This is a genomic window from uncultured Streptococcus sp. (genome assembly GCF_963516515.1).
In the GTDB taxonomy this organism is placed as follows: domain Bacteria; phylum Bacillota; class Bacilli; order Lactobacillales; family Streptococcaceae; genus Streptococcus.
Genome location: NZ_CAUQCJ010000006.1, coordinates 41,698 through 63,796, shown reverse-complemented (window position 1 = coordinate 63,796; position 22,099 = coordinate 41,698). Strand labels below are relative to the sequence as shown.

At 33.8% G+C, this 22,099-nt stretch carries 14 protein-coding genes and 3 pseudogenes; all 17 read left to right on the top strand.

Annotation, left to right across the window (positions count from 1 at the left end):
• Positions 1–531, top strand: a 531-nt coding sequence (locus RYL77_RS02440; RefSeq protein WP_315009589.1) for an LPXTG cell wall anchor domain-containing protein, incomplete at its 5' end; no start/stop codon positions are given.
• A 155-nt stretch (positions 532–686) separates the two neighbouring features.
• On the top strand, positions 687–2,771 hold the full coding sequence (locus RYL77_RS02435) for a glycosyltransferase (RefSeq protein ID WP_315009587.1): 2,085 nt from the start codon (positions 687–689) through the stop codon (positions 2,769–2,771).
• Positions 2,768–3,646, top strand: a complete 879-nt coding sequence (locus RYL77_RS02430; RefSeq protein WP_315009585.1) for an acyltransferase — start codon at positions 2,768–2,770, stop codon at positions 3,644–3,646. Before RYL77_RS02435 ends, RYL77_RS02430 begins: the two co-directional genes overlap by 4 nt.
• Before the next feature lie 39 nt (positions 3,647–3,685).
• Positions 3,686–4,560: pseudogene (locus tag RYL77_RS02420) on the top strand (glycosyltransferase family 2 protein).
• A 100-nt stretch (positions 4,561–4,660) separates the two neighbouring features.
• Positions 4,661–5,662 (top strand): annotated as a pseudogene (locus tag RYL77_RS02415) (sugar transferase); the annotation flags it as partial.
• A gap of 126 nt (positions 5,663–5,788) precedes the next feature.
• The gene (locus RYL77_RS02410) at positions 5,789–6,898 is read left to right on the top strand and encodes an SP_1767 family glycosyltransferase (protein ID WP_315009591.1); all 1,110 of its coding nucleotides are present in this window, start codon (positions 5,789–5,791) and stop codon (positions 6,896–6,898) included.
• A 27-nt stretch (positions 6,899–6,925) separates the two neighbouring features.
• Positions 6,926–8,983 (top strand): SP_1767 family glycosyltransferase, encoded by a 2,058-nt coding sequence (locus RYL77_RS02405; protein WP_315009578.1) that lies wholly within the window; start codon positions 6,926–6,928, stop codon positions 8,981–8,983.
• A 14-nt stretch (positions 8,984–8,997) separates the two neighbouring features.
• Entirely contained in the window at positions 8,998–9,906 is a 909-nt protein-coding gene (locus RYL77_RS02400; protein ID WP_315009576.1) for a glycosyltransferase, read from the top strand.
• A gap of 3 nt (positions 9,907–9,909) precedes the next feature.
• The gene (locus tag RYL77_RS02395) at positions 9,910–10,794 is read left to right on the top strand and encodes a glycosyltransferase family 2 protein (protein WP_315009574.1); all 885 of its coding nucleotides are present in this window, start codon (positions 9,910–9,912) and stop codon (positions 10,792–10,794) included.
• 18 nt (positions 10,795–10,812) lie between these two features.
• Positions 10,813–12,603, top strand: a complete 1,791-nt coding sequence (locus RYL77_RS02390) for a glycosyltransferase family 2 protein (protein WP_315009573.1) — start codon at positions 10,813–10,815, stop codon at positions 12,601–12,603.
• A 113-nt stretch (positions 12,604–12,716) separates the two neighbouring features.
• A pseudogene (locus RYL77_RS02385) lies at positions 12,717–12,880 on the top strand (IS5/IS1182 family transposase); the annotation flags it as partial.
• A gap of 90 nt (positions 12,881–12,970) precedes the next feature.
• Entirely contained in the window at positions 12,971–14,737 is a 1,767-nt protein-coding gene (locus RYL77_RS02380) for a glycosyltransferase (protein ID WP_315009571.1), read from the top strand.
• 233 nt (positions 14,738–14,970) lie between these two features.
• Positions 14,971–16,188: an accessory Sec system protein translocase subunit SecY2 gene (gene secY2, locus RYL77_RS02375; protein ID WP_315009569.1), complete on the top strand. Its 1,218-nt coding sequence runs from the start codon at positions 14,971–14,973 to the stop codon at positions 16,186–16,188.
• Positions 16,189–16,197: 9 nt separating this feature from the next.
• Positions 16,198–17,778, top strand: coding sequence for an accessory Sec system protein Asp1 (gene asp1 / locus RYL77_RS02370; RefSeq protein WP_315009567.1), 1,581 nt, complete (start codon positions 16,198–16,200; stop codon positions 17,776–17,778).
• The gene (gene asp2 / locus RYL77_RS02365) at positions 17,762–19,297 is read left to right on the top strand and encodes an accessory Sec system protein Asp2 (RefSeq protein WP_315009565.1); all 1,536 of its coding nucleotides are present in this window, start codon (positions 17,762–17,764) and stop codon (positions 19,295–19,297) included. The genes asp1 and asp2 overlap by 17 nt, the downstream gene beginning before the upstream one ends.
• Positions 19,294–19,734 carry an accessory Sec system protein Asp3 gene (asp3, locus tag RYL77_RS02360; RefSeq protein ID WP_102210426.1) on the top strand — a complete coding sequence of 147 codons (441 nt, stop codon included), beginning with the start codon at positions 19,294–19,296 and terminating at the stop codon, positions 19,732–19,734. The genes asp2 and asp3 overlap by 4 nt, the downstream gene beginning before the upstream one ends.
• Positions 19,727–22,099 carry an accessory Sec system translocase SecA2 gene (gene secA2, locus RYL77_RS02355; RefSeq protein WP_315009563.1) on the top strand — a complete coding sequence of 791 codons (2,373 nt, stop codon included), beginning with the start codon at positions 19,727–19,729 and terminating at the stop codon, positions 22,097–22,099. Before asp3 ends, secA2 begins: the two co-directional genes overlap by 8 nt.

The following is a 22,099-nucleotide window of genomic DNA, read 5'->3' as shown; positions in this document are numbered from 1 at the left end:
TCTACCTCAGCATCAACAAGTGCTGTAGCGTCTACCTCAGCAAGTACTAGCGCCGTAGCGTCTACTTCAGCATCAACAAGTGCTGTAGCATCTACCTCAGCAAGTACTAGCGCTGTAGCGTCTACCTCAGCGTCAACAAGTGCCTCATCAAGTATGACAGTTCCAGAAAGCACTGATAAGCCAAACTTTAGTTTGAGTGATAGTGCTTCACGTTCAGCAAGTGTCAGTCAAAGTGCTTCAGTAAGCGCATCTGTATCAGCTTCTGAATCGGTGTCAACAAGTACCTCTGAGTCAACAAGCATATCGGTATCTGAATCAGTATCAACAAGTGCTTCGGTCTCAGCAAGTACTTCAGCATCAGCTGACGCATCATCTTCTGAAACACCATCAGAATCAGCAGGTAAGTCAAGACAGCAATTGCCAAATACAGGTACAGAAGCTTCCAAATCATCTGTACTCCTTGGAGCTTTGGCAGCTGTGACTGGTCTAGGTCTGTTTGCAAAACGCCGTAAACGTGATGATGAAGAGTAATCGGATTAAAAATACATAGAAAGTATTATTATTTCGATTTATGAAGAATCCCTTGGATGAAAAATCATCCAGGGGATTTTTTGCGTTTTAAAAGTTAAGGGAGACAGAAAAATAGCATAAAAAATGTTATAATAGTAGGAAAGGAGAACGACTACATGACTGAAAAAATTACGGTAATTGTACCAGTTTATAATGTTGAAAATTACGTAGAAAAATGTTTGGATAGTTTAATTAACCAAACTTATAAAAATCTTGAAATTATCGTTATCAATGATGGTTCTACAGATAATTCGGGTGAAATTTGTCAAGAGTATGCACAAAAAGATAATCGAATTGTCTATATTGAAAAAGAGAATGGTGGTTTATCAGATGCGAGAAATGTAGGTCTGGACAAGATGACTGGTTCCTATGTAACTTTCATTGATTCTGATGATTGGGTTGAATTAGATTATGTAGAAACCCTTTACAAAAAAATAATTGAGTATCAGGCAGATATTTCTGTTGGAAATTATTATTCTTACAATGAAGATGAGGAAACATATTATTTCCATATATATGGGGATTCCTACTATGAGAAAGTATATGACAATATTTCTATTTTTGAAAACTTATATGAATCTCAAGAAATGAAGAGTTTTGCTTTGATATCTGCTTGGGGCAAACTCTATAAAGCGAAATTGTTTGATTATCTCCGGTTTGATAAAGGTAAACTTGGCGAAGATGGTTATTTTAATCAAAAAATGTACTTATCTGTAAATAAAGTAGTTTATTTAAATAAAGGTTTGTACGCATATCGCCAGAGAAGTGGAAGTATTACAAAAACTTGGACAGAAAAGTGGATGCATGCCTTGGTTGATGCTATGTCTGAGCGTATTACTCTACTAGCTAATATGGGTTATCCTCTTGAGAAGCACTTGGCAGTTTATCGTCAGATGTTGGAAGTCAGTCTCGCGAACGGTCAAGCTAGTGGTTTATCCGATACAGCAACGTATAAAGAGTTTGAAATGAAAAGAACTCTTTTAAATCAGTTATCAAGACAGGAACAAAGGGAAAAGAAAGCCATTGTACTAGCAGCAAACTATGGCTATGTGGACCAAGTTTTAACGACTATCAAGTCTATTTGTTATCATAATCGTTCTATTCGGTTTTATCTGATTAATAGTGATTTTCCTAATGAATGGTTGAAACAATTAAATAAACGATTAGAAAAGTTTGATTCAGAAATTATCAATTGTCGGGTCACATCTGAGCAAATTTCGCGTTATAAAACAGATATCAGTTACACTGTTTTTTTGCGTTATTTTGTGGCTGATTTCGTGAAAGAAGACAAAGCTCTTTATTTAGACTGCGATTTAGTAGTAACAAAAAATCTAGATGGCTTATTTGCTACAGATTTACAGAACTATCCTTTGGCTGCTATTCGAGATTTTGGAGGCAGGGCTTATTTTGGTCGAGAAATCTTTAATGCAGGTGTTCTCTTGATTAATAATGCTCTCTGGAAGCAAGAGCATATAACTCAAAAGTTGATTGATTTAACCAATGAATGGCATGATAAAGTGGAGCAGGCTGATCAAAGTATTTTAAATATGCTTTTTGAAAATAAATGGCTAGAACTAGATTTTGATAATAATCATATTGTCATTCATGAACGTTTCGCAAACTATAGTTTTCCAGATGGGCAGGAATATCCAGGAATCATCCATTATTTATCAGAGAGAAAGCCTTGGCATACACACGCTAGCCAAACCTATCGTGATGTTTGGTGGTATTACCATGATATGGAATGGACAGAGTTGGGGAAAAATCATCATTTACATTCTCTTAAAAAATTGCATCTTTATCCTATAAAAGTTCCATTTTCTTGTTTGATTTATACAGCTTCAGATCAAATTGAGCAGCTGGAAACACTAATAGTGGCTTTACCAGAAGTGCAATTTAAGATTGCAGCAAGAGTAATCGTTAGTGAGAATCTTTCTAGGCTTGTTGTGTATCCAAACGTTACTATCTATTCTGGAACAGTGTCTTTAGAGGAATTGGATAGAGAATTGGTGGAAAGTTGTCAGCTTCTTTTAGATATCAACTATGGTGAGAAGGAAGTAGAGATATTAGAGCAATTTATTTCCCAAAATAAACCAATATTAGCCTTTGAAAATACTAAATCGTATGAAGCGGATCAAGAGATATATCAGATTGATCAAGTTTCAGAAATGATAAAGAGAATAAGAGAGTTAAATAGATGAGAAAAAACATTGTGCGAGGTGATGCACTAATCTTAACTGTAAGCGATCAGATTGAGCAGTTAGATTATCTCCTAGACAACCTGTCAGATATTTGTTTTCATATTGCCGCTCCTGTACAGTTTTCTGAAAAGATAAGAGTACTGGAGTCTAAAGATAATGTCCGTCTCATGACAGTTACAACTGATCAGCAAATTGATTTTCTAGTGAATATGTGTGATTTCCTACTAGATATCAATCATTTTCAAGAAGTTAATTCTATTGTTTCTAAATTTGTGCAGGCTGATAAAATGGTCTTGGCTTTTGACAATACAGTCCATGGAAATCAAGGACAGGAAGTTTTTGAAGCAAATAGACCTGATGAATTGGTTAGTAGGATTCGTGATAGTATAAATTCAATCCAAGTGGGGGTGAATAATCAAGAAAATATCATCCAAGATGGAAATTGGAATGTATTTCAAATTGATAGTAAAGCTAGTCTAATTGTGGGAAGCAATGTCATTTGTAGAAATTTTGAGAATTTCCATGTTTCTTCAGGGAAGTTAATACTGCATGATGGTGTCTTCATCAATAATTCTTGTAGTTTTAACTGTATGGAAAGAATCGAAATTGGAAACGGAACAATGATGGGGGAAGGAGTTCGTTTTTACGACCACGACCATGTTTATACTGCTGAAAAAATTGAAAAATGGCAGTGGACCACAGCGCCAATAAGAGTTGGAAGAGATTGCTGGATAGGAAGTAATGTCACGATTCTAAAAGGAGTGACGATTGGGGATAATACGATTATTGGAGCAGGATGTTTGGTTCGTAAGGATATCCCAGCAAATAGTGTAGTCTATAATGATGGAAGTCTTTGTATAAAAAGAAGAGATTAAATAAGAAATATAAAAAATAAAGCATAGGTGGATTAGTATATGGAAAACGAATTAATTAGTATTATAGTTCCAGTCTACAATGTTGAAAATTATTTACGCCAATGTTTAGATAGTATTATGGGGCAGACTTATCAAAATTTCGAGTGTTTATTAATAAATGATGGTTCACCTGATCATTCAGCGGATATTTGTAGAGAGTATGTTTCTAAAGATTCTCGTTTCAAATATTTTGAAAAGGAAAATGGTGGGGTATCCTCTGCACGTAACCAAGGTATTGAACGTTCGGGGGGGCGTACATTACTTTTATTGATTCAGATGATTGGGTGGAATCTGATTATTTAGAAGTCCTTTACAATGCACTTATAGATGAGAATGCAGATATATCAGTATCTACTTATAAAAGGTTTTATATGGCGGATAATTGTTGGTATTTTCATTCTTTTCAGAGGGGATATGACAAAAAGACATTTACAGGTCTAGAATTGATTGATAAATTACAATTATTATCTTCATTTGATCATTCATATGGCTCTACCTGGGGGAAATTGGTTAAGAGTGTAAGAGTGGAAACTATTCGTTTCAATGAAGAAACAACTTTAGGTGAAGATATGGAATTTTGGTATAAATTGTTTCTCATCTCTGATAAAATTGTATATGTAAACAAAGATACTTACATTTATCGAATTAGTAACGATGAATACAAACACTTTGAATTATCAAAAATTAGGAGTGATATTCAACATCGATTGAATTTTATTGCATTTTTAACTGCTAGAAAGTTGGAAGTTAGTTCGTATGTAGATGACTGTGTATTGTATCTTCACGATCTAGTAGACAAGATGAAATTAGAGGGATTAGAATTTACTCAAACTGCAAGATGGTTGCAAGAGGTACTATTTCTACTAGAAGGATAATATGTTAGTCTGTAGGTAAATAAAAAGTCTCTGTAGATGATGAGAGAATTGTTTGAAATCAAGAACTAGGAAAAAAAGATATGATAGAAAGTGGAGAGAAATGAAGCTACATATTACCAATCTATATGGAATGGCTAGAGAAAGTACAGCAACTATTGCTCAAAATGCTGTTCAAAAAATTGCTGCTCAACTAGGATTTAGAGAGTTAGGAATTTATTTTTACCATGCATCATCTGAAACTGTAGAAGAGAGAAGTAGAAGATTAGATGGGATTCTAGCAAGTGTTTCGATAGGAGACATCGTTGTTTTTCAAACACCAACTTGGAATGGTATAGAGTTTGAAAGAGAATTTTTAAGTAAGTTGAAACTTCTCAATGTAAAAATCATAATATTTGTTCATGATATGATTCCTCTGATGTTTAAAGCAAATGAATTTTTGATGCAGGATTATATCAATCTTTACAACATGGCAGATAGTATCATCTTACCATCAGAAGCTATGAAAGAGAAACTACTTCAAAAAGGATTGAATGTTAAAAAAATCATTTTTCAAAGAATGTGGGATCACCCTTATGACTTGAATCTACATGAACCTATATTTAAAAAAGAAATTTATTTTGCAGGAAATTTAAGTCGTTTCCCAGAATTAAAAAATTGGGAGGGGACAGTTCCGCTAACTGTATTTTCAAATGAAGAACAGCTTTCTTTATCGCATCAAGTTCATATTGCGGGTTGGAAGACTGATGAGGAAATGCTCTTAGAGTTATCAAAAGGTGGATTTGGTCTGGTTTGGACTACACATCAAAATGAGGAACAAAATATCGATTATTACAGTATGAATGTTTCTTATAAGTTGAGTACTTATTTAGCAGCAGGCATTCCTGTCATTATTCCTGCTACCTTGTCTAACTCGGACTTTATAGTAGAGCAAGGATTGGGGTTTGTAGTTGATAACTTAGAGGAAGCAAGCCATTTGGTGGAACAACTATCAGAAGAAACCTATCTTCAAATGTGTAGTAGAGTACGTTATTTTTCCTTTTTACTGAGTCAAGGTTTTTATGCAAAACAGTTCTTATTGCAAGCAGTTTTTGAATTAGGAATTAGTAACAATCAAAAATCACGAGGCATTCGACTATTGACAGTTACGAATAGTCAGGATTTGGAACAGATTGAATACCTAGTAGAACAACTTCCTGAGTGTGATTTTAGCATTGCTGCTAGAACTCTTATGGGACCACGTTTGACAAACTTGGCTGAGAAAGAAAATGTCTATCTATATCCAGCCTCGGATTCAGAACAGATTGAGGAACTATTAGAAAAGACTGATCTATATTTGGATATTAACTATGGTGGGGAAGTAGATGGTGTATTTAATGGTTTATTAGAAAAAAATATTCCTAGCTTTGCCTTTTATAAAACACAAAATGGGGAAAAAGGACAGTATCTCTTTTCTATCAAAAATGTTGATACTATGGTAGCTGCAATTAGGAACTATGCCGAAACAAAACAATTGCCCCATAAACCATTTGATTTTGAAGTACAGACCATAGATGAAACGCTGGATTATATTCTGGAGCATCAATCTTCAATAGCACGATTTGGTGATGGTGAGGCTGCAATCATGTTAGGCCAATCTATTAATTATCAGAAATATGTTCCTAATCTTGCAGAAGAATTGAAATTTATTTTTAGTCAAGAGAGCAGTCCTACATTAGTTATTGGTTTACAAGAAGGTTTAAAAAATCGTTTCTCTTTTGTTCCAGATGCTCTAGCTTTTTGGAGACAATATTTAGAGGATTATGAGGAATTTTATCTAGAGTATTGTAAAAATACTTGGTACGGCTCAACTTTTATTTCTAGACCTTATATTGATTTTTTAGATAAATCAAAAGCAAAATCTCAGTTTGAAAAGTTGAAAAAACTATGGGAAGGAAGAGATATCCTTATCGTAGAAGGCTATGCTTCTAGATCTGGGGTAGGAAATGATTTATTTGATGGAGCTAAGAGCATTAAGAGAATTATTTGCCCATCTCGACATGCTTATGATAAGAAAAATGAGATAATGGAAGAAATAATGAACCATGCTGATGGACGTTTAGTTTTGTTAATGCTAGGTCCTACAGCTAAGGTTTTAGCCTATCAACTTGCTACCAAGGGTATGCAGGCAATTGATATCGGACATGTCGATTCTGAGTATGAGTGGATGCAGATGGGGGCTGAAAATAAGATTTTATTACACAACAAGCATACTGCAGAGTTTAATCTAGATACAGAAATAGAATTAGCAGATGATGAAGCATATTTGAGTCAGATTGTTGTTGACTTGAGTGCAGAATAGTATAACTCATAGATTTTCGGAGGATAAATGACATCAGAAAGAATTGCAATCGTTTTGATTGCTGATCAAGCTTATACAGAACAATTAACTGTGACCATGAAATCTATCATGTATCATAATAAATCAGTTGATTTTTATATCATCAATCAAGGCATTATGCCAGACTGGTTTAGAAAAATGAGACGTATAGTGAGAAATTTGGGAGGGGAACTTTACAATATTCCCTTTGACATCGGATTGATTTCAGCTGAGTGGAGAACACAAGATCACATTAGTCCGATTGCCTATGCTAAGTATTTTATTCCTCGCCTTATTGATAGGGAGAGAGTGCTTTATCTAGATACAGATGTTATTGTTAATGGCAGCTTAACCTCTTTTTTCTTAACGGACTTAAAAGGCTTTCCAGTAGCTGCTGTACGTGATGTGGATGGTAGTTTTAACACCGGTGTCATGCTTATTGATAATCTACAATGGAAGGATTTATCTGTTTTAGATAAATGTTTAGAGTTATCTGAAGGTGAGAAAAGTAAACATTGGGAATTGGAACATTTTAACGGAGATCAGACAATATTGAATTCTGTTTTTCAGGATAATTGGTTGGAGTTGGATAAACGATTTAATGTTCAAGTAGGTTATGATTTAGTTGCTTTTTATAATCATTGGGAAAAACATTTTAACCTAGAAGATGAACCACTTGTGATTCATTATACAACTAATAGAAAACCATGGAATAGTTCAGTTTCTTACAGATTTCGTGAAAAATGGTGGGAATTTTATAATTTAGAGCTTTCTCAGGTCTTAGCCCATCATTTAGGTGAATTTTCTTTAAAAAAAGAAAAGCAAGGATTAGATTTTCTTACATTAACTAGTACAGAAGAGTTTGAAGAAATTGAACATTTAGCAAGTAGCTTTCCAGAACATCGCTTTCATATAGCTGCTTACACTCCAGTAGGTTCATATCTGAATGGTTTAGGACAGTTAGATAATATCTATTTGCATCCAGAGTGCACTACAGCTACCTTGGAAGAATTATTTAAGGATATCGATGCTTATCTGAATATTAATTATGGGGATATAGATGAAGCTATTTTAACAAGAATGGAGAAACTGAAGAAACCTATTTTTTCATTTTATGCTACGCATAAGGGAAAGGTAACTCAGTATTTATTTCTGAGAAAAGAAATTGAAAAGTTTGAGGAGGCTATTTGTTTACTTTCTGAAATTGGGGTGGATAGATTTCGTCAAGTATTTAAACAAGAAGAATTATTTGATATTTCAGTCATGTCCATAGATGAAACCTTGGATGAACTAATGAAAACGGAGAAATCACTCATTCGTTTTGGTGACGGAGAGTTTAATATTATGAATGGCTACAGCATCGCTTTTCAAGAATATAACGAAGAGTTAGCGAGAGGTATGAAAGAAATCTTACTGACAGCAAATCAAGAAGAAATGCTACTTTGTATGCCAGAAGTATTTAAAACTTTTAGAGGAGAGTTTCCCCTAGATTATAATTCGGAAATTTTTTGGAAAAAAGAATTAGATCGCTACGCAGACTTTTTTAAAGAGTATTGTCAATCTAAAACATATGGTTCAGCCTTTATTTCTAGACCGTATATCTATAGTAAAGATAAAACTCGCGCTTTTGATCAATTTGAAAAAATGAAACAATTGTTCGAAGGGAAAGACTTACTAATTGTAGAAGGAGCGACTTCGCGGTCAGGTGTAGGGAATGATTTGTTTGATAAAGCAAATTCAATTAAGCGGATTATTTGCCCCTCTCATAATGCTTTTTCTAAAATTAAGGAGATTAAAGAAAATATTTTAGAATATTCAGAAGGACGATTAATTTTATTGATGTTGGGACCAACTGCTAAGGTACTAGCTTACCAATTAACTCAACAAGGATATCGTACTTTAGACCTCGGTCATATTGATTCAGAGTATGAATGGATGCAAATGAAGGCAGAAACAAGAGTTCAATTAAAACATAAACATACTGCTGAATTTAATTTCGATCAAGATATTGAATTTATTGACGATGAAGGTTATAACAGACAAATTGTCACAGATTTATCCAAATAATGAGGAGGATGTATATGAATTTGCCATTAATATCAATTGTTGTCCCTGTCTATAATGTTGAAGCTTATATAGAACATTGTATACATAATATTTTATCGCAAACCTATAGGAATTTAGAAGTTATTATTGTGAATGATGGTAGTTCAGATGACAGTATAAAGATTGCAAAAGAGTTGACAAAAGATGATCTGCGGTTTATCTATATTGATAAGGAAAATGGTGGACAGTCGGATGCACGAAATGCAGGATTAGATATTGCCACAGGCGATTATATATTTTTCTGTGATCCAGATGACTTTATGTTTGAAAAAAGTATTGAAAACTTATACTATGCTAGTGTTTTGACAAATGCTGATATGGTAGTAGGATCATTTTGCCACTTTAAAGAAGGAATATTTTATTTGTATAATCCAGATAAAGATGGGGAAATGTTATCTCGTATATCAGCAAAAGAGGCTATTGAAGGTATGGATAGTATGGAAGATTACCCATTCCTTCGCTATTCGGCTGTATGGGGTAAGTTGTTTAAAAAGAATTTGTTTGAAACCATTCGTTTTCCTAAAGGGAAATATGCGGAAGATCAATTTATTATGTGGAGATTATATCTTGCAAGTGATGTGATTGTTCGCTATCAGTCAGATGTCTATGCATATAGAGTAAATTACAAGGGATTGACGCAAAATTATAATCTATCTCACTTGGATTTTATTGAAGCGATTGAGGAGCGTATTCATACCTTAATGGAGATGCCAGAATTAGATTATCCTATGGAATTGGCATTTAATCAGTATAAATTTGCTTTGAAGAGAAATCTTTCTATGTTGGAAGGGAAAGGTTTTATTAAAGAAGAAGCGGAATTACGAGAGAAAGTGGAATATGCTGATAAAGGGGAGTACCTATTTTTAAAAAATATTAGAGAGTAAGATATGGAAAATAAATTAATTAGTATTATTGTGCCGGTTTATAACGTTGAAGAGTATCTTAAACAATGTTTGGATAGCATTTTAGAGCAGACGTTTAGCGATTATGAAGTTATTTTGGTAAATGATGGTTCGACAGATAACTCAGGTTTAATTTGTCAAGAATACGCTGAAAAAGATTCACGTATTCGTTATTTTGAAAAAGAAAATGGTGGTCTTTCGGATGCTCGAAATTATGGAATTGAACAGGCGCAGGGAAAATACCTTACTTTTGTTGATTCGGATGATTTTTTAGATAAAATGCATCTGAATGTTCTTTATACTGCATTAGTAAGCAATAATGTAGACATCTCTATCGTAAACTATGCTAATTATCAGACCTCTACTGCTACTTTCTATCTTCATACATTTGGAGAGTACTATGAAAAAAATTATAGTTCAGAAGAATTATTAGATAATTTAGCTATTCTTGAAAGAAATGATTTGTCGTTTTCTACTATATGGGGAAAATTGTACAAGAGGAGTGTATTTTCATTTTTACGCTTCCCCAAAGGTGTTATAGGTGAAGATGTTGCATTAATCTATAAAATTTACACTCAAGTAGACAAAATTGTATATGCTCACAAAGATACTTATATTTATAGAGAAAATGACTCTGGAATAACTAAGAGCAAGATTTATCCTTTAGTCACAGCTCAACTAAATCATATAGCAGAACGTTTAGCTCTTTTATCTATTATGGGATATGATGTGACGAGGCATTTTGATCGTTACATAACCTTTTTGAAAATTACAGAATATAACATGAGAATGATTTGGGGTATGGAAGATACAGAAACATATCGCCATATTAAGGAAAATTTAATATTGATTTCTCAGGATGAGAATTAGATAGTGAGAAGGAATAATATGAGAGAAACTCAGGTAAGCATCATTATACCAGTATATAATGTAGAGAATTATCTAAGATCGTGTTTGGATAGTGTCCTATCACAAACTTATAAGGATTTTGAAGTTCTGATGGTAAATGATGGCTCAACAGATGGCTCAGGAGCTATCTGTCAAGATTTTGTAGAACGTGACAGCCGCTTCCACTATTTTGAAAAGGAAAATGGGGGATTGTCTGATGCTAGAAACTATGGACTTGATAGAGCTAAGGGACATTATATCACTTTTCTAGATTCGGATGATTTTCTCTTTGAAGATTATTTAGAGAATTTGTACTACGCTAGTCGGTTAAGTGACTCAGATATCACAATAGGAGGGTATTGTCGATTTGGTGACTCGAATTTTTACTTCTATAATGATCATTTTAAGAGTGATTCATTGGTAGCATTTAAAGATTTTCAAGCTATTCAATATCTAGATTCAATGCTTGATGTTACATTTCTAACCTTTTCTACCGCTTGGGGAAAATTATTTAAACGAGAGTTATTCAGTGAGCTACGCTTTCCCTACGGAAAATATGCAGAGGATCAATTTTTAATCTGGAAATTGTATATGAAAGCTGATAAAATTTATGTTTTTAATGGAGCTTCCTATGTTTATCGTATGAATCCTTCAGGATTGTCTAATATTTTCACTCTCAAGCATTTAGATTATATTGATGCTATTGAAGAGAGGATAAAAGAAACAAAAGATATTGAAGGTATAGAAATTCAGCATTCATTTAATATGTATCGCTATGTGTTACAGAGAATATTAGGGCAATTAGAAGAACATGATTATATTGATGAGGCAAAGGAAGTACGTAAAAAATTAGAGTTGGCTGAACAAGGACAATATTCATTTTTGTCAGATGAAGTTAAGGAGATTGAAGTAGAAAATGGTGGGGAACTAATTAGTATTATAGTTCCAATTTATAATGTCGAAAACTACCTCCGAATGTGTTTGGATAGTATTGAACATCAAACTTATTCAAATATCGAAGTTTTATTGATAAATGATGGTTCACCAGATTCATCCGGAGAAATCTGTCAAGAATATGTTGCAAGAGATAGTCGTTTTCGTTACTTTGAAAAAGAAAATGGAGGTGCATCTGATGCACGAAATTATGGTATTGAAAGATCAAATGGAAAGTATCTAACCTTTGTAGATTCGGATGATTGGTTAAGTTTAACTTATGTGGAAGATTTATATCAAGCAGCTATTCGAAATGATTCAGATACTGTTATCTCACATTACACTATCTATAATGAGAGTGATAGAAATTATTATGTCCATATTTGGGATGATTACTATGAAAAGAATTATACTAGTGAAGAACTTATCATGGAACTTCCCAAATTGGAATTAAACGGCTATATATACATAACTAGTTGGGGAATTCTATTCAAGAAAGAATTATTTAATAATGTAAAATTTCCTAAGGGGAAAGTAATAGAAGATTCTTGGACTAATTATAAATTGTTTTTTAAATCAAAAAAAATCACTTATATCCATAAGGAAATTTATTCTCATAGAGAAGGAATACTGAGTGTTGGAAGTAGTGTTAATGAGAAGCTCTTAATAGATGTTTTAGAATGCTTGTTAGAAAGATTAGCTATTTATACCATAAAAGGCTGGAATTACTCTGATGAAAAGAATAATGTCTTGGGATGTTTGAGATTACGATATCAACAAGCAAAAGAAAATGGATTGCAGGATACAGAAATTTTTAGGAGATATACGGAAATATTATCATTAGTAGATGAAAGTTAAATAGCATAGTATTATTCATATAAAAATGTATCTTCAAATTAATAATAGACTTATTTGGTAACCATATAGTTCATAACTATGTTATACAATAGTTATGAAAACTGTGTATGAAAAAGCAATGTAATAGAGAAAGGGATGAAATATGTATAAAAGTTGAGAATTTTAATGTTAAATTTAAGACTTTTGAGATTATGGAACAATCTTATCGCAATCAAATAAAAGATTTGAACTAAAAGTTGATTTGATTTGTGCTATCATTAGCTATGAGTTAAAATAGTTTCCGAACAAGTCATATGTGTTATCATCTTCTATTATTTAGAAGATTGTAAGTTTGAGTTTATAAAAAATAGTTAAAGGAAAGAAAAATATGGGAGATTCAAAGGAATTAATTAGTATTATTGTCCCTATTTACAATACTGATTGCTATTTACGCCAGTGTTTGGATAGTATAATTAATCAAAGTTATAAAAATTTTGAAGTACTTCTTGTCAATGATGGATCAGTTGACGATTCTGCAATGATCTGTAAAGAATTTGCAGAAAAAGATTCTCGAATACGCTATTTTGAAAAAGAGAATGGTGGAGTATCTTCAGCACGTAACTTAGGTTTGAAAAATGTAAAAGGTAATTATATTACTTTTGTAGATTCAGATGATTGGGTTGAAGAAAATTATTTAGAAGTACTGTATAGTGCTCTTAAAGAAAATGAGGTAGATATTTCCATTTCAGCTCATAACTACTTTAATATGGATGATAATCTGTATTACTTACCATCTTATTCGGAAGAACAATTACATACTTTGGATATTGGAAAAGTATCTAGAGATGAGTTTTTAGAACTTTTTCCTGAACTATCTTCTTTAAATCATGATTTTAATTGTGCTGTATCTAAACTGTTCAAGGTGGATTTAGTAAAGAATCTATTGTTTGATGAGTCAGTTAATTATGGAGAAGATTTAGATTTCTTTTTTAATTTGTATTTAAACGTTTCCTCCATTTATTACGTGAATCAACCAACTTATATTTATAGGCAACATCAAAGGAGTGCTTCGAATAATTGCTTAGAATCACATGTTATTTCTGAAATTAGAATATATGAGAAAATATTAAAAAAAATTACGGAATTACATATTCCGAATAATCGCTATATAGAAAAATTTAAGATTATTTTATATTTTAGATTGAGTCAATTTCCTGATTCTCAAGTGTTAAAATCTTATGAGTCTTTTATTTCTGTAATGTCAGACAGTGTAATGTATTCTCAGTCTTTGATTAGTATCATAGTGCCAATCTATAATGTTGAAAACTACCTTCGAATGTGTTTAGATAGTATTGAACATCAAACTTATTCAAATATAGAAGTTTTATTGATAAATGACGGTTCACCAGATTCATCTGGAGAGATTTGCCAAGAATATGTTGCTAGAGATAGTAGATTCCGCTATTTTGAAAAGGGAAATGGGGGATTATCTGACGCACGAAATTATGGTGTGGCTCGTGCAAAAGGAAAATTTCTTACTTTCATAGATTCAGATGATTGGGTTGAAGCAACATATATTGAAGATATGTATCAAGCTGCTTTAAAAAATGATTCTGAAATTGTTATTTCAAACTATGCACAATTTGACGTTAAAGAAAACCATTATTTAATCCATGTATGGGATGACTACTATGAAGAAACCTATGAAGGGGAAGAGTTAATTAATAAACTCCCTTTGTTGGAACCACGTGATTACTCTTTTGTAACGAGTTGGGGAATTCTTTTTAGTCGAAGTTTATTTGATAATATTAGGTTTCCCAAAGGTAAACTTACAGAAGACAGTCGAACAAATTATAAATTATTTGCGAAATCATCTCGTAGTACTTATATTCATAAATCTTTATATATATATAGGATAGGTAGAGAAGGAAGCATTGTTAATACAGTAACTGAGAAGCTATTAATAGATAAGTTAGAGTGTGTATTAGAACGTTTAGCTATCTATACCATAAAGGGATGGAATAGTTTCGACGAAAAGGAGAACACCTTAAGTAACATAAGACAGGGATGGGAATCGGCTAAAGAAAATGGTATGCAGGATACAGAGATTTTCAGGAGATATACGGAAATACTAGATCTTATAGATAATAATTAAAAGAATAAAGAATGCCCAGTGAGCTGATAGTGTATAAAAACAACCTATTTAATTAACTAACATACACTTTTTCATTATTTCCTTAAGGGAGTTAGAAGCAGATTTTTTCTGCTTTTTTTGTTATAATAGTAACGTAAAAGTTAATAAAAACATTAAAATACCTGATAGTATAATGATTATAAATTACTCAGTAGAAATAGACTAGAAGTGAGTTTTAGAGAGTAGGATTAAACATGAAAAATATTTTTTCATCGATTGCAGTTAAAAAAGGACTGGCAACATTATTTTTTATATTCATATTTATAGCAGGAAGTAGGGTGACCCTTCCTTTTGTAGATATGAATAATAGGGAATTTTTAGGAGGAACTGCTGCTTACTTAGCTTTTTCCACAGCAATGACAGGTGGAAATTTGAGAAGTTTATCCTTGTTTTCAGTAGGATTATCTCCATGGATGTCTTCGATGATTTTATGGCAGATGCTTTCTTTTTCAAAAAAATTAAATCTGGTATCTGGAGCTATTGAGATACAAAATAGAAGGCAGATGTACTTAACCTTGTTTATTGCTTTGATTCAGGCATTAGCTATTTCGTTAAATCTCCCAATTCAGTCCAATGTGCCTAAAATGTTGGTTATCGTCCTTAATACCTGCCTTTTGATAGCGGGTGCTTTTTTCTTGGTGTGGTTATCAGACATCAATGCAACTGTAGGTATCGGTGGACCTATGATTATTTTATTGATTGGAATGATTTTAAACATTCCTCAAGATTTGATTGAAACATTTCGAACTGTTCCCATCCCTCTTTTTGTTTTAATTGGTTTGATTGTTATGGGAATTGTTTTTACTTATCTAGTAGCTCTCCTGTATCGTGCTCGTTATCGTATAGCAGTTCATAAGATTGGCCTACATAATCGTTTTAAGAGATATTCCTATTTTGAGATTATGCTTAATCCTGCCGGAGGGATGCCTTTTATGTATGTAATGACTTTTTTGAGTTTACCAACGTATGTATTGTTGTTGTTACAGACGATTTTTCCGAGCAATCTAATTTTCACTGAAATTTCATCTCAGTATACAATGGGTAAACCATTGTGGATTTATATGTATATGATTATTCTTTTTATTTTTAGTATAGCCTTTGCTTTTGTAAATATGAGTGGGGAACAAATTTCAGATCGAATGAAGAAATCAGGAGAATATATTTATGGAGTCTATCCAGGTGAAGAAACGAGTCGTTTCATCAATCGATTGGTTCTTAGGTTTTCTCTTATTGGTGCTGTGTTTAATGTAGTGATGGCCGGAGGGCCTATGCTATTTGTATTGGTTGATGAGAAACTACTTAGAGTGGCAATGATTCCTGGTTTGTTTATGATGTTCGGAGGTATGATTTTTACAGTCATAGATGAAGTGAAAGCTCTGAGATTAAACGAAACTTATAAACCATTGATTTAGGAGGGTGTCATGTATTATTTTATTCCAGCTTGGTATGGTTCAGAACGTCAGTGGCATGCGGATATAATTCTTTGGTACCATTCACAATTTCGCTTCGAATTTGATGATACCTTTAATCAAATCCGTCTCTTTCAAAGGCAAGGTATATCATCTCGCTTATTAGTGTTATCTTATCAACCGCATTTGCGTTATTTTTTACATAGACATGGTGTTTTAGAGACAGATGTCTACTCTGTTTTTGATGATATGCAAGATTTCTATGGACTGCACACTCAAGTTCTTCATATTGGAGATATAGAGTGGGATAGTGATTGCCAATTTCTTTATAGTCCCTTTGCTATTATCGTGCAAAAAAAAGGTAAAAAATATGCTCAGGTAGAGCATGGTGTTGAGGGCTTTATTAGTGAGATTCGGTATTTTGATCCAAATGATCAGATTAGCAAGCGCTATATCATGGATGACAGAGGATTTGTATCCAGTGTAATCTATTTTGAGGATGGACAAGCTATTTATCAAGACTATCTGGATCCTAAAGGAATTTGGCGATTTAGGGAGTATATTCAAGAGGAAGGTAGAATTGAGATCAATCCTATTTTTGCCTATCGATTTAAATTGCTTAAATATCGAAATATGGAGCATTTGGTGGCAGAATTTTTTGATAAATATTTGAAAAAAAATCAGAAAAAGCAAGATATTTTTATCATTCCGTCGCATCCTTATCATGATCAGTTTATTTTTGATCATATTCCAAGTGCTAATCCTAAAATTTTGAGTCTCTTTATCAATCGTAATACTCAAGATACCTTTAGAGAGATATCATTATCAGTTGATAGTGCCAGCCTAGTATTGGTGGATAGAGAAGATAGTCTACAACTTTTACAGGAACTATACCCTGAACTATCTAATAAATTCCACCACCTTTCTCCTTTTGATACACGTTTACGTCTGGGGCGAAGTCAAACAAGAAAAGAGTCTATTATTTATTATCAGCTTGATTTTAATGAAGAAATTGATAGGGAAGCATTGGCTCAAGTTTTGTTATTTATTGCTGAAACTAAGAATACAGAAATCGTTTTTGGAGCTTTCTCGGCTAGCCAGCAACAAATGGAAGATGTGGAGGCTCTTGTTCATGAAATTATTCAAGAGAAAATTCATACTGATAGTTTAGAAAAAGGAATAGATTATGGAGAAGCAGAAAATCCTTTAGAAGAAAATCAAGAGCAGGAATTACGTTTTCAATTTGTCAATATGAATGATGAGTTGGATTTGATTAAGACACTAGAGTTTGTTCGTTTGATTGTGGATCTCAATAAACAACCGCATCTCTATACTCAAATAGCGGGTATTAGTGCAGGAATTCCTCAGATTAATCGGGTTAAAAGCGTTTATGTGGAACATTTGAAAAATGGTTATTTGATTTCGGATGTGAAAGAATTTTCCAAGGCTGCACATTACTATATAGATAAACTGAAAGAATGGAACCAGGCCTTGATTTACTCTATTGATAAAATCAAGGAACATACTGGTCAACGTTTCTTAGATAAATTGCATCACTGGATTGAGGAGGTTACTGATGTCAAAGGACTATAAAATCCTACAGATAGGGATTGATAATTGGGCTCATCATTACGATATTCCTGAAAATATGGATTGGTACTATTTCTGTCCCAACTCACCGTTAGCTCTTCGTAAAATGATGGAAATGCATGATATCGTAAATTTTCATGCAATCTTGATAGAGGACGGGCAGTATATCAGTGATTTATTACCCTTTATTCATCATATTGAACCTTATACTTTGTTTTATAATCAAGAGTTTAAAACGACAGATTTGGTCATTCTTGATTTATTAAAGAAACGATGTGCTCAAGCTATAGACTTCTTAGATCCTCAGCAATTAGTGAATGATTTGTCAACCTCTCTCTTTAGTGGAGGTTACGGTGATAAATTATTTCCGTCAACGATGCAAATTCATTCAAGCTTTCGAGGGACTATTGCTTATCAGGGGCTTGATGATGTCAATTTGAACGGGGATTTTGGAGATGATTTTCAACAATTAGCTTACTGGCCAGATAATTTTATGGTTTATAAAAATTTACCTATCGAATTATGGTTAGAGTTTGAAAAACAAGGAAATTGTGAATTTCGTCTTGTTATTCGTAAGATATGGGCTGGATCTGTTGATGAATTTTTTGAAGAGGAAACTTATGCTGAAGATGCTCTTCAGAAAGCTATTGTTGTGGACAGTAAAGAGGAAGATTTTTTTATAACGGTATCTGTAGAGGCTCGTGGTCGTGGAAGCTTGAAGTTAGGCAATCTACACCAACGTTGGAGTCGTAAACAATTTGGTAAATTTTTTCTTGGTGGAAATATTTTACATGATAGCAAGCGCGATGAAATTAACTATTTCTTTCATCCAGGAGATTTCAAACCACCTTTGGCAGTCTATTTTGCTGGGTATCGTCCCGCCGAGGGATTTGAGGGATATCGCATGATGAAAAATTTAGGTTGCCCTTTTCTTTTATTTTCTGATCCTAGGTTAGAAGGAGGCGCTTTTTACCTTGGTAGTGAAGAACTAGAAGAGAAGATAAAGGATACTATTCGTTATTATCTACAGTATTTAGACCTTACTCATAAAGATTTAATTTTATCTGGTCTTTCTATGGGAACTTTTCCAGCTCTTTACTATGCGGGTTTCTTTGAACCTAGAGCCGTTATTGTGGGAAAACCTCTGGCTAATCTTGGAACAATTGCTCGTAGGGGTCGTTTAGATGCACCGGCTGTTTCCAATTTGGCATTTGATGTGTTAATCCACCATACAAATGGAGTGACATCTGACCATATGTTGGAATTGGATCAACGTTTTTGGAAGGTCTTTAAACAAGCTGATTTTTCAAAAACAACTTTTGGATTATCTTATATGAAAGATGAGGAAATGGATAGCCATGCCTATGAACAATTAGTAACTTATCTATGCAATACAGGTGCAAAAATTCTTTCTAAGGGAACATCTGGGCGACACAATGATGATACTGCTACAAATGTGGCTTGGTTTTTGCATTTTTATAGTATGGTATTGGGAGCGGAGTTTGGAAGAGGTGACAAATGATTATCAACCAAAGAGGAAGTATCACTTGGGGAGAGGTAAGTGGGACATTTATGTATGGTAGTAAGGTGACCTATTACGAAGATAAACATATTAGTCTATATAATCCGTTGATACCATCAGGAGAAATTTTAAAAACATGGTTTTCTAGTGTGAATTATCAGGCATTTAGAACTCAGCCCAGTCTCCCTTTACTTAAAAGAAAACAGGATTATCAATTATGTATGAATTTTGAATGTTATCCTACAAATGGAGTCTATACAAAGATTTCCTTTTTTGATAGATATGGGGATGTAATTGAAGAGAAAATTGAAAAAAAGAAAGTCTTTGATTTTACTTATCCTGATGACACCTATACCTACCAAGTCTCCCTTCTAAGTGCTGGCTTTGAGTCTATGGATTTTTATTCTTTATCTATTAAGGAGATTAATTGTGTCTAGAAGTTTTTATCAAGATTTCCAACTTCGGAAAGTTAAAAGGATTTTAAAAAAGATTAATGCCCTTAAAGAAAAGATGGAATCTCTATCAGATCAAGAATTAGCTGCAAAGACAGAGGAATTTCGCCAACGTCTTGCTAAAGGAGAGACGGTAGATGATCTTTTAGTGGAAGCTTTTGCTGTTGTGCGTGAAACAGATAAACGCGTACTGGGAATGTTTCCTTATGATGTTCAGGTCATGGGAGGGATCGTTATTCATCAGGGAAATGTTGCTGAGATGAATACTGGTGAGGGAAAAACCTTGACAGCCACTATGCCTGTCTATCTCAATGCCCTGACAGGAAAAGGAACTATGCTGATCACTACCAATGACTATCTAGCTAAACGTGATGCTGAAGAGATGGGACAAGTATATCGTTTCTTAGGATTGACAATTGGTGTGCCTTTTACAGATGACCCTCAAAAAGAATTTACCCCACAAGAGAAAAAAAACATTTATGCATCAGATATTATTTATACAACTAACGGTCATTTAGGTTTTGATTATTTGAATGATAATCTTGCCTCAAATGAGGAAGGGAAGTTTTTAAAACCTTTTAATTACGTCATTATTGATGAGATTGATGATATCTTATTGGATAGCGCTCAAACACCTCTTATTATTGCTGGATCTCCTCGGGTTCAGTCTAATCACTATGGTATTATTGACACGCTTGTAACGACCTTGGTTGAAGGTGAGGATTACATTTTTAAAGAGGAGAAAGATGAAGTTTGGTTGACTACTAAGGGGGCTAAAGCCGCTGAAAGTTTTTTAGGGATTGACCATTTTTATAACGAGGAGAATGCACCCTTTGCTCGTCATTTAGTTTATGCGATTCGAGCCCATAAGCTCTATACAAAAGATAAGGACTATGTCATTCGTGGTAATGAAATGGTATTAGTAGATAAGGGGACGGGACGTCTATTGGAAATGACCAAACTGCAGGGGGGTCTCCATCAGGCAATTGAGGCAAAGGAACATGTCAAGTTATCTCCAGAGACGAGAGCCATGGCTTCTATCACCTATCAGAGCCTTTTTAAGATGTTTAATAAGGTGTCTGGAATGACGGGGACAGGTAAGGTTGCAGAAAAAGAGCTTCTGGAAACTTATAATATGTCGGTAGTGCGCATTCCAACTAACCGTCCTAGACAACGGATTGACTATCCAGATAATCTATATGTCACTTTACCTGAAAAAGTGTATGCTTCTTTAGAGTATATCAAAGAATACCATGCTAAGGGGAATCCCTTACTTGTTTTTGTAGGATCAGTTGAAATGTCTCAGCTTTATTCATCACTTTTGCTTCGAGAAGGTATAGCTCATAATGTTTTAAATGCTAATAATGCGGCGCGTGAGGCTCAGATTATCTCCGAGTCAGGTCAAATGGGGGCTGTTACAGTGGCAACTTCTATGGCAGGACGTGGTACGGATATCAAGCTTGGTAAGGGAGTTGCTGAACTTGGTGGCTTGATTGTCATTGGAACGGAGCGGATGGATAGCCAACGGATTGACCTGCAAATTCGTGGTCGTTCTGGTCGCCAAGGAGATCCTGGTATGAGTAAGTTCTTTGTATCTTTAGAGGACGATGTTATTAAGAAATTTGGGCCTTCTTGGGTGCATAAAAAGTATAAAGATTACCAAGTTAAAGATATGACACAACCAGAGGTTCTTAAGGGTCGTAAGTATCGGAAATTAGTTGAAAGAGCTCAGCATGCGAGTGATAGTGCAGGACGCTCTGCACGTCGTCAGACTCTAGAGTATGCAGAGAGTATGAATATACAACGAGATATGGTCTATAAAGAGAGAAATCGTTTAATAGATGGTTCTCGTGATTTGGAAGATGTTGTTGATGAAATCATTGCTAGTTACATAGGTCAAGTGACTTCTTCAGACTATGAAAGCCGAGAGTTACTCTTCCACTTTATTGTGACCAATATTAGTTTTCATATTAAAGAAGTTCCAGACTATGTAAATGTGACTGATAAAACTGCAGTTCGTAACTTTGTAAAACAGGTGATTGATAAAGAACTTTCTGAAAAGAAAGAATTGCTTGAGCAACATGGCTTGTATGAACAGTTTTTACGACTTTCCATGCTCAAGGCTATTGATGACAACTGGGTAGAGCAGGTAGACTATCTACAACAGTTATCTATGGCTATAGGTGGTCAATCCAATAGTCAGAAAAATCCAATTGTAGAGTACTATCAAGAAGCCTATGCAGGCTTTGAAACCATGAAAGAACAAATTCATGCGGATATGGTGCGTAATCTCCTGATGGGCTTGGTTGAAGTCACTCCTAAGGGTGAGATTATGACTCATTTCCCATAA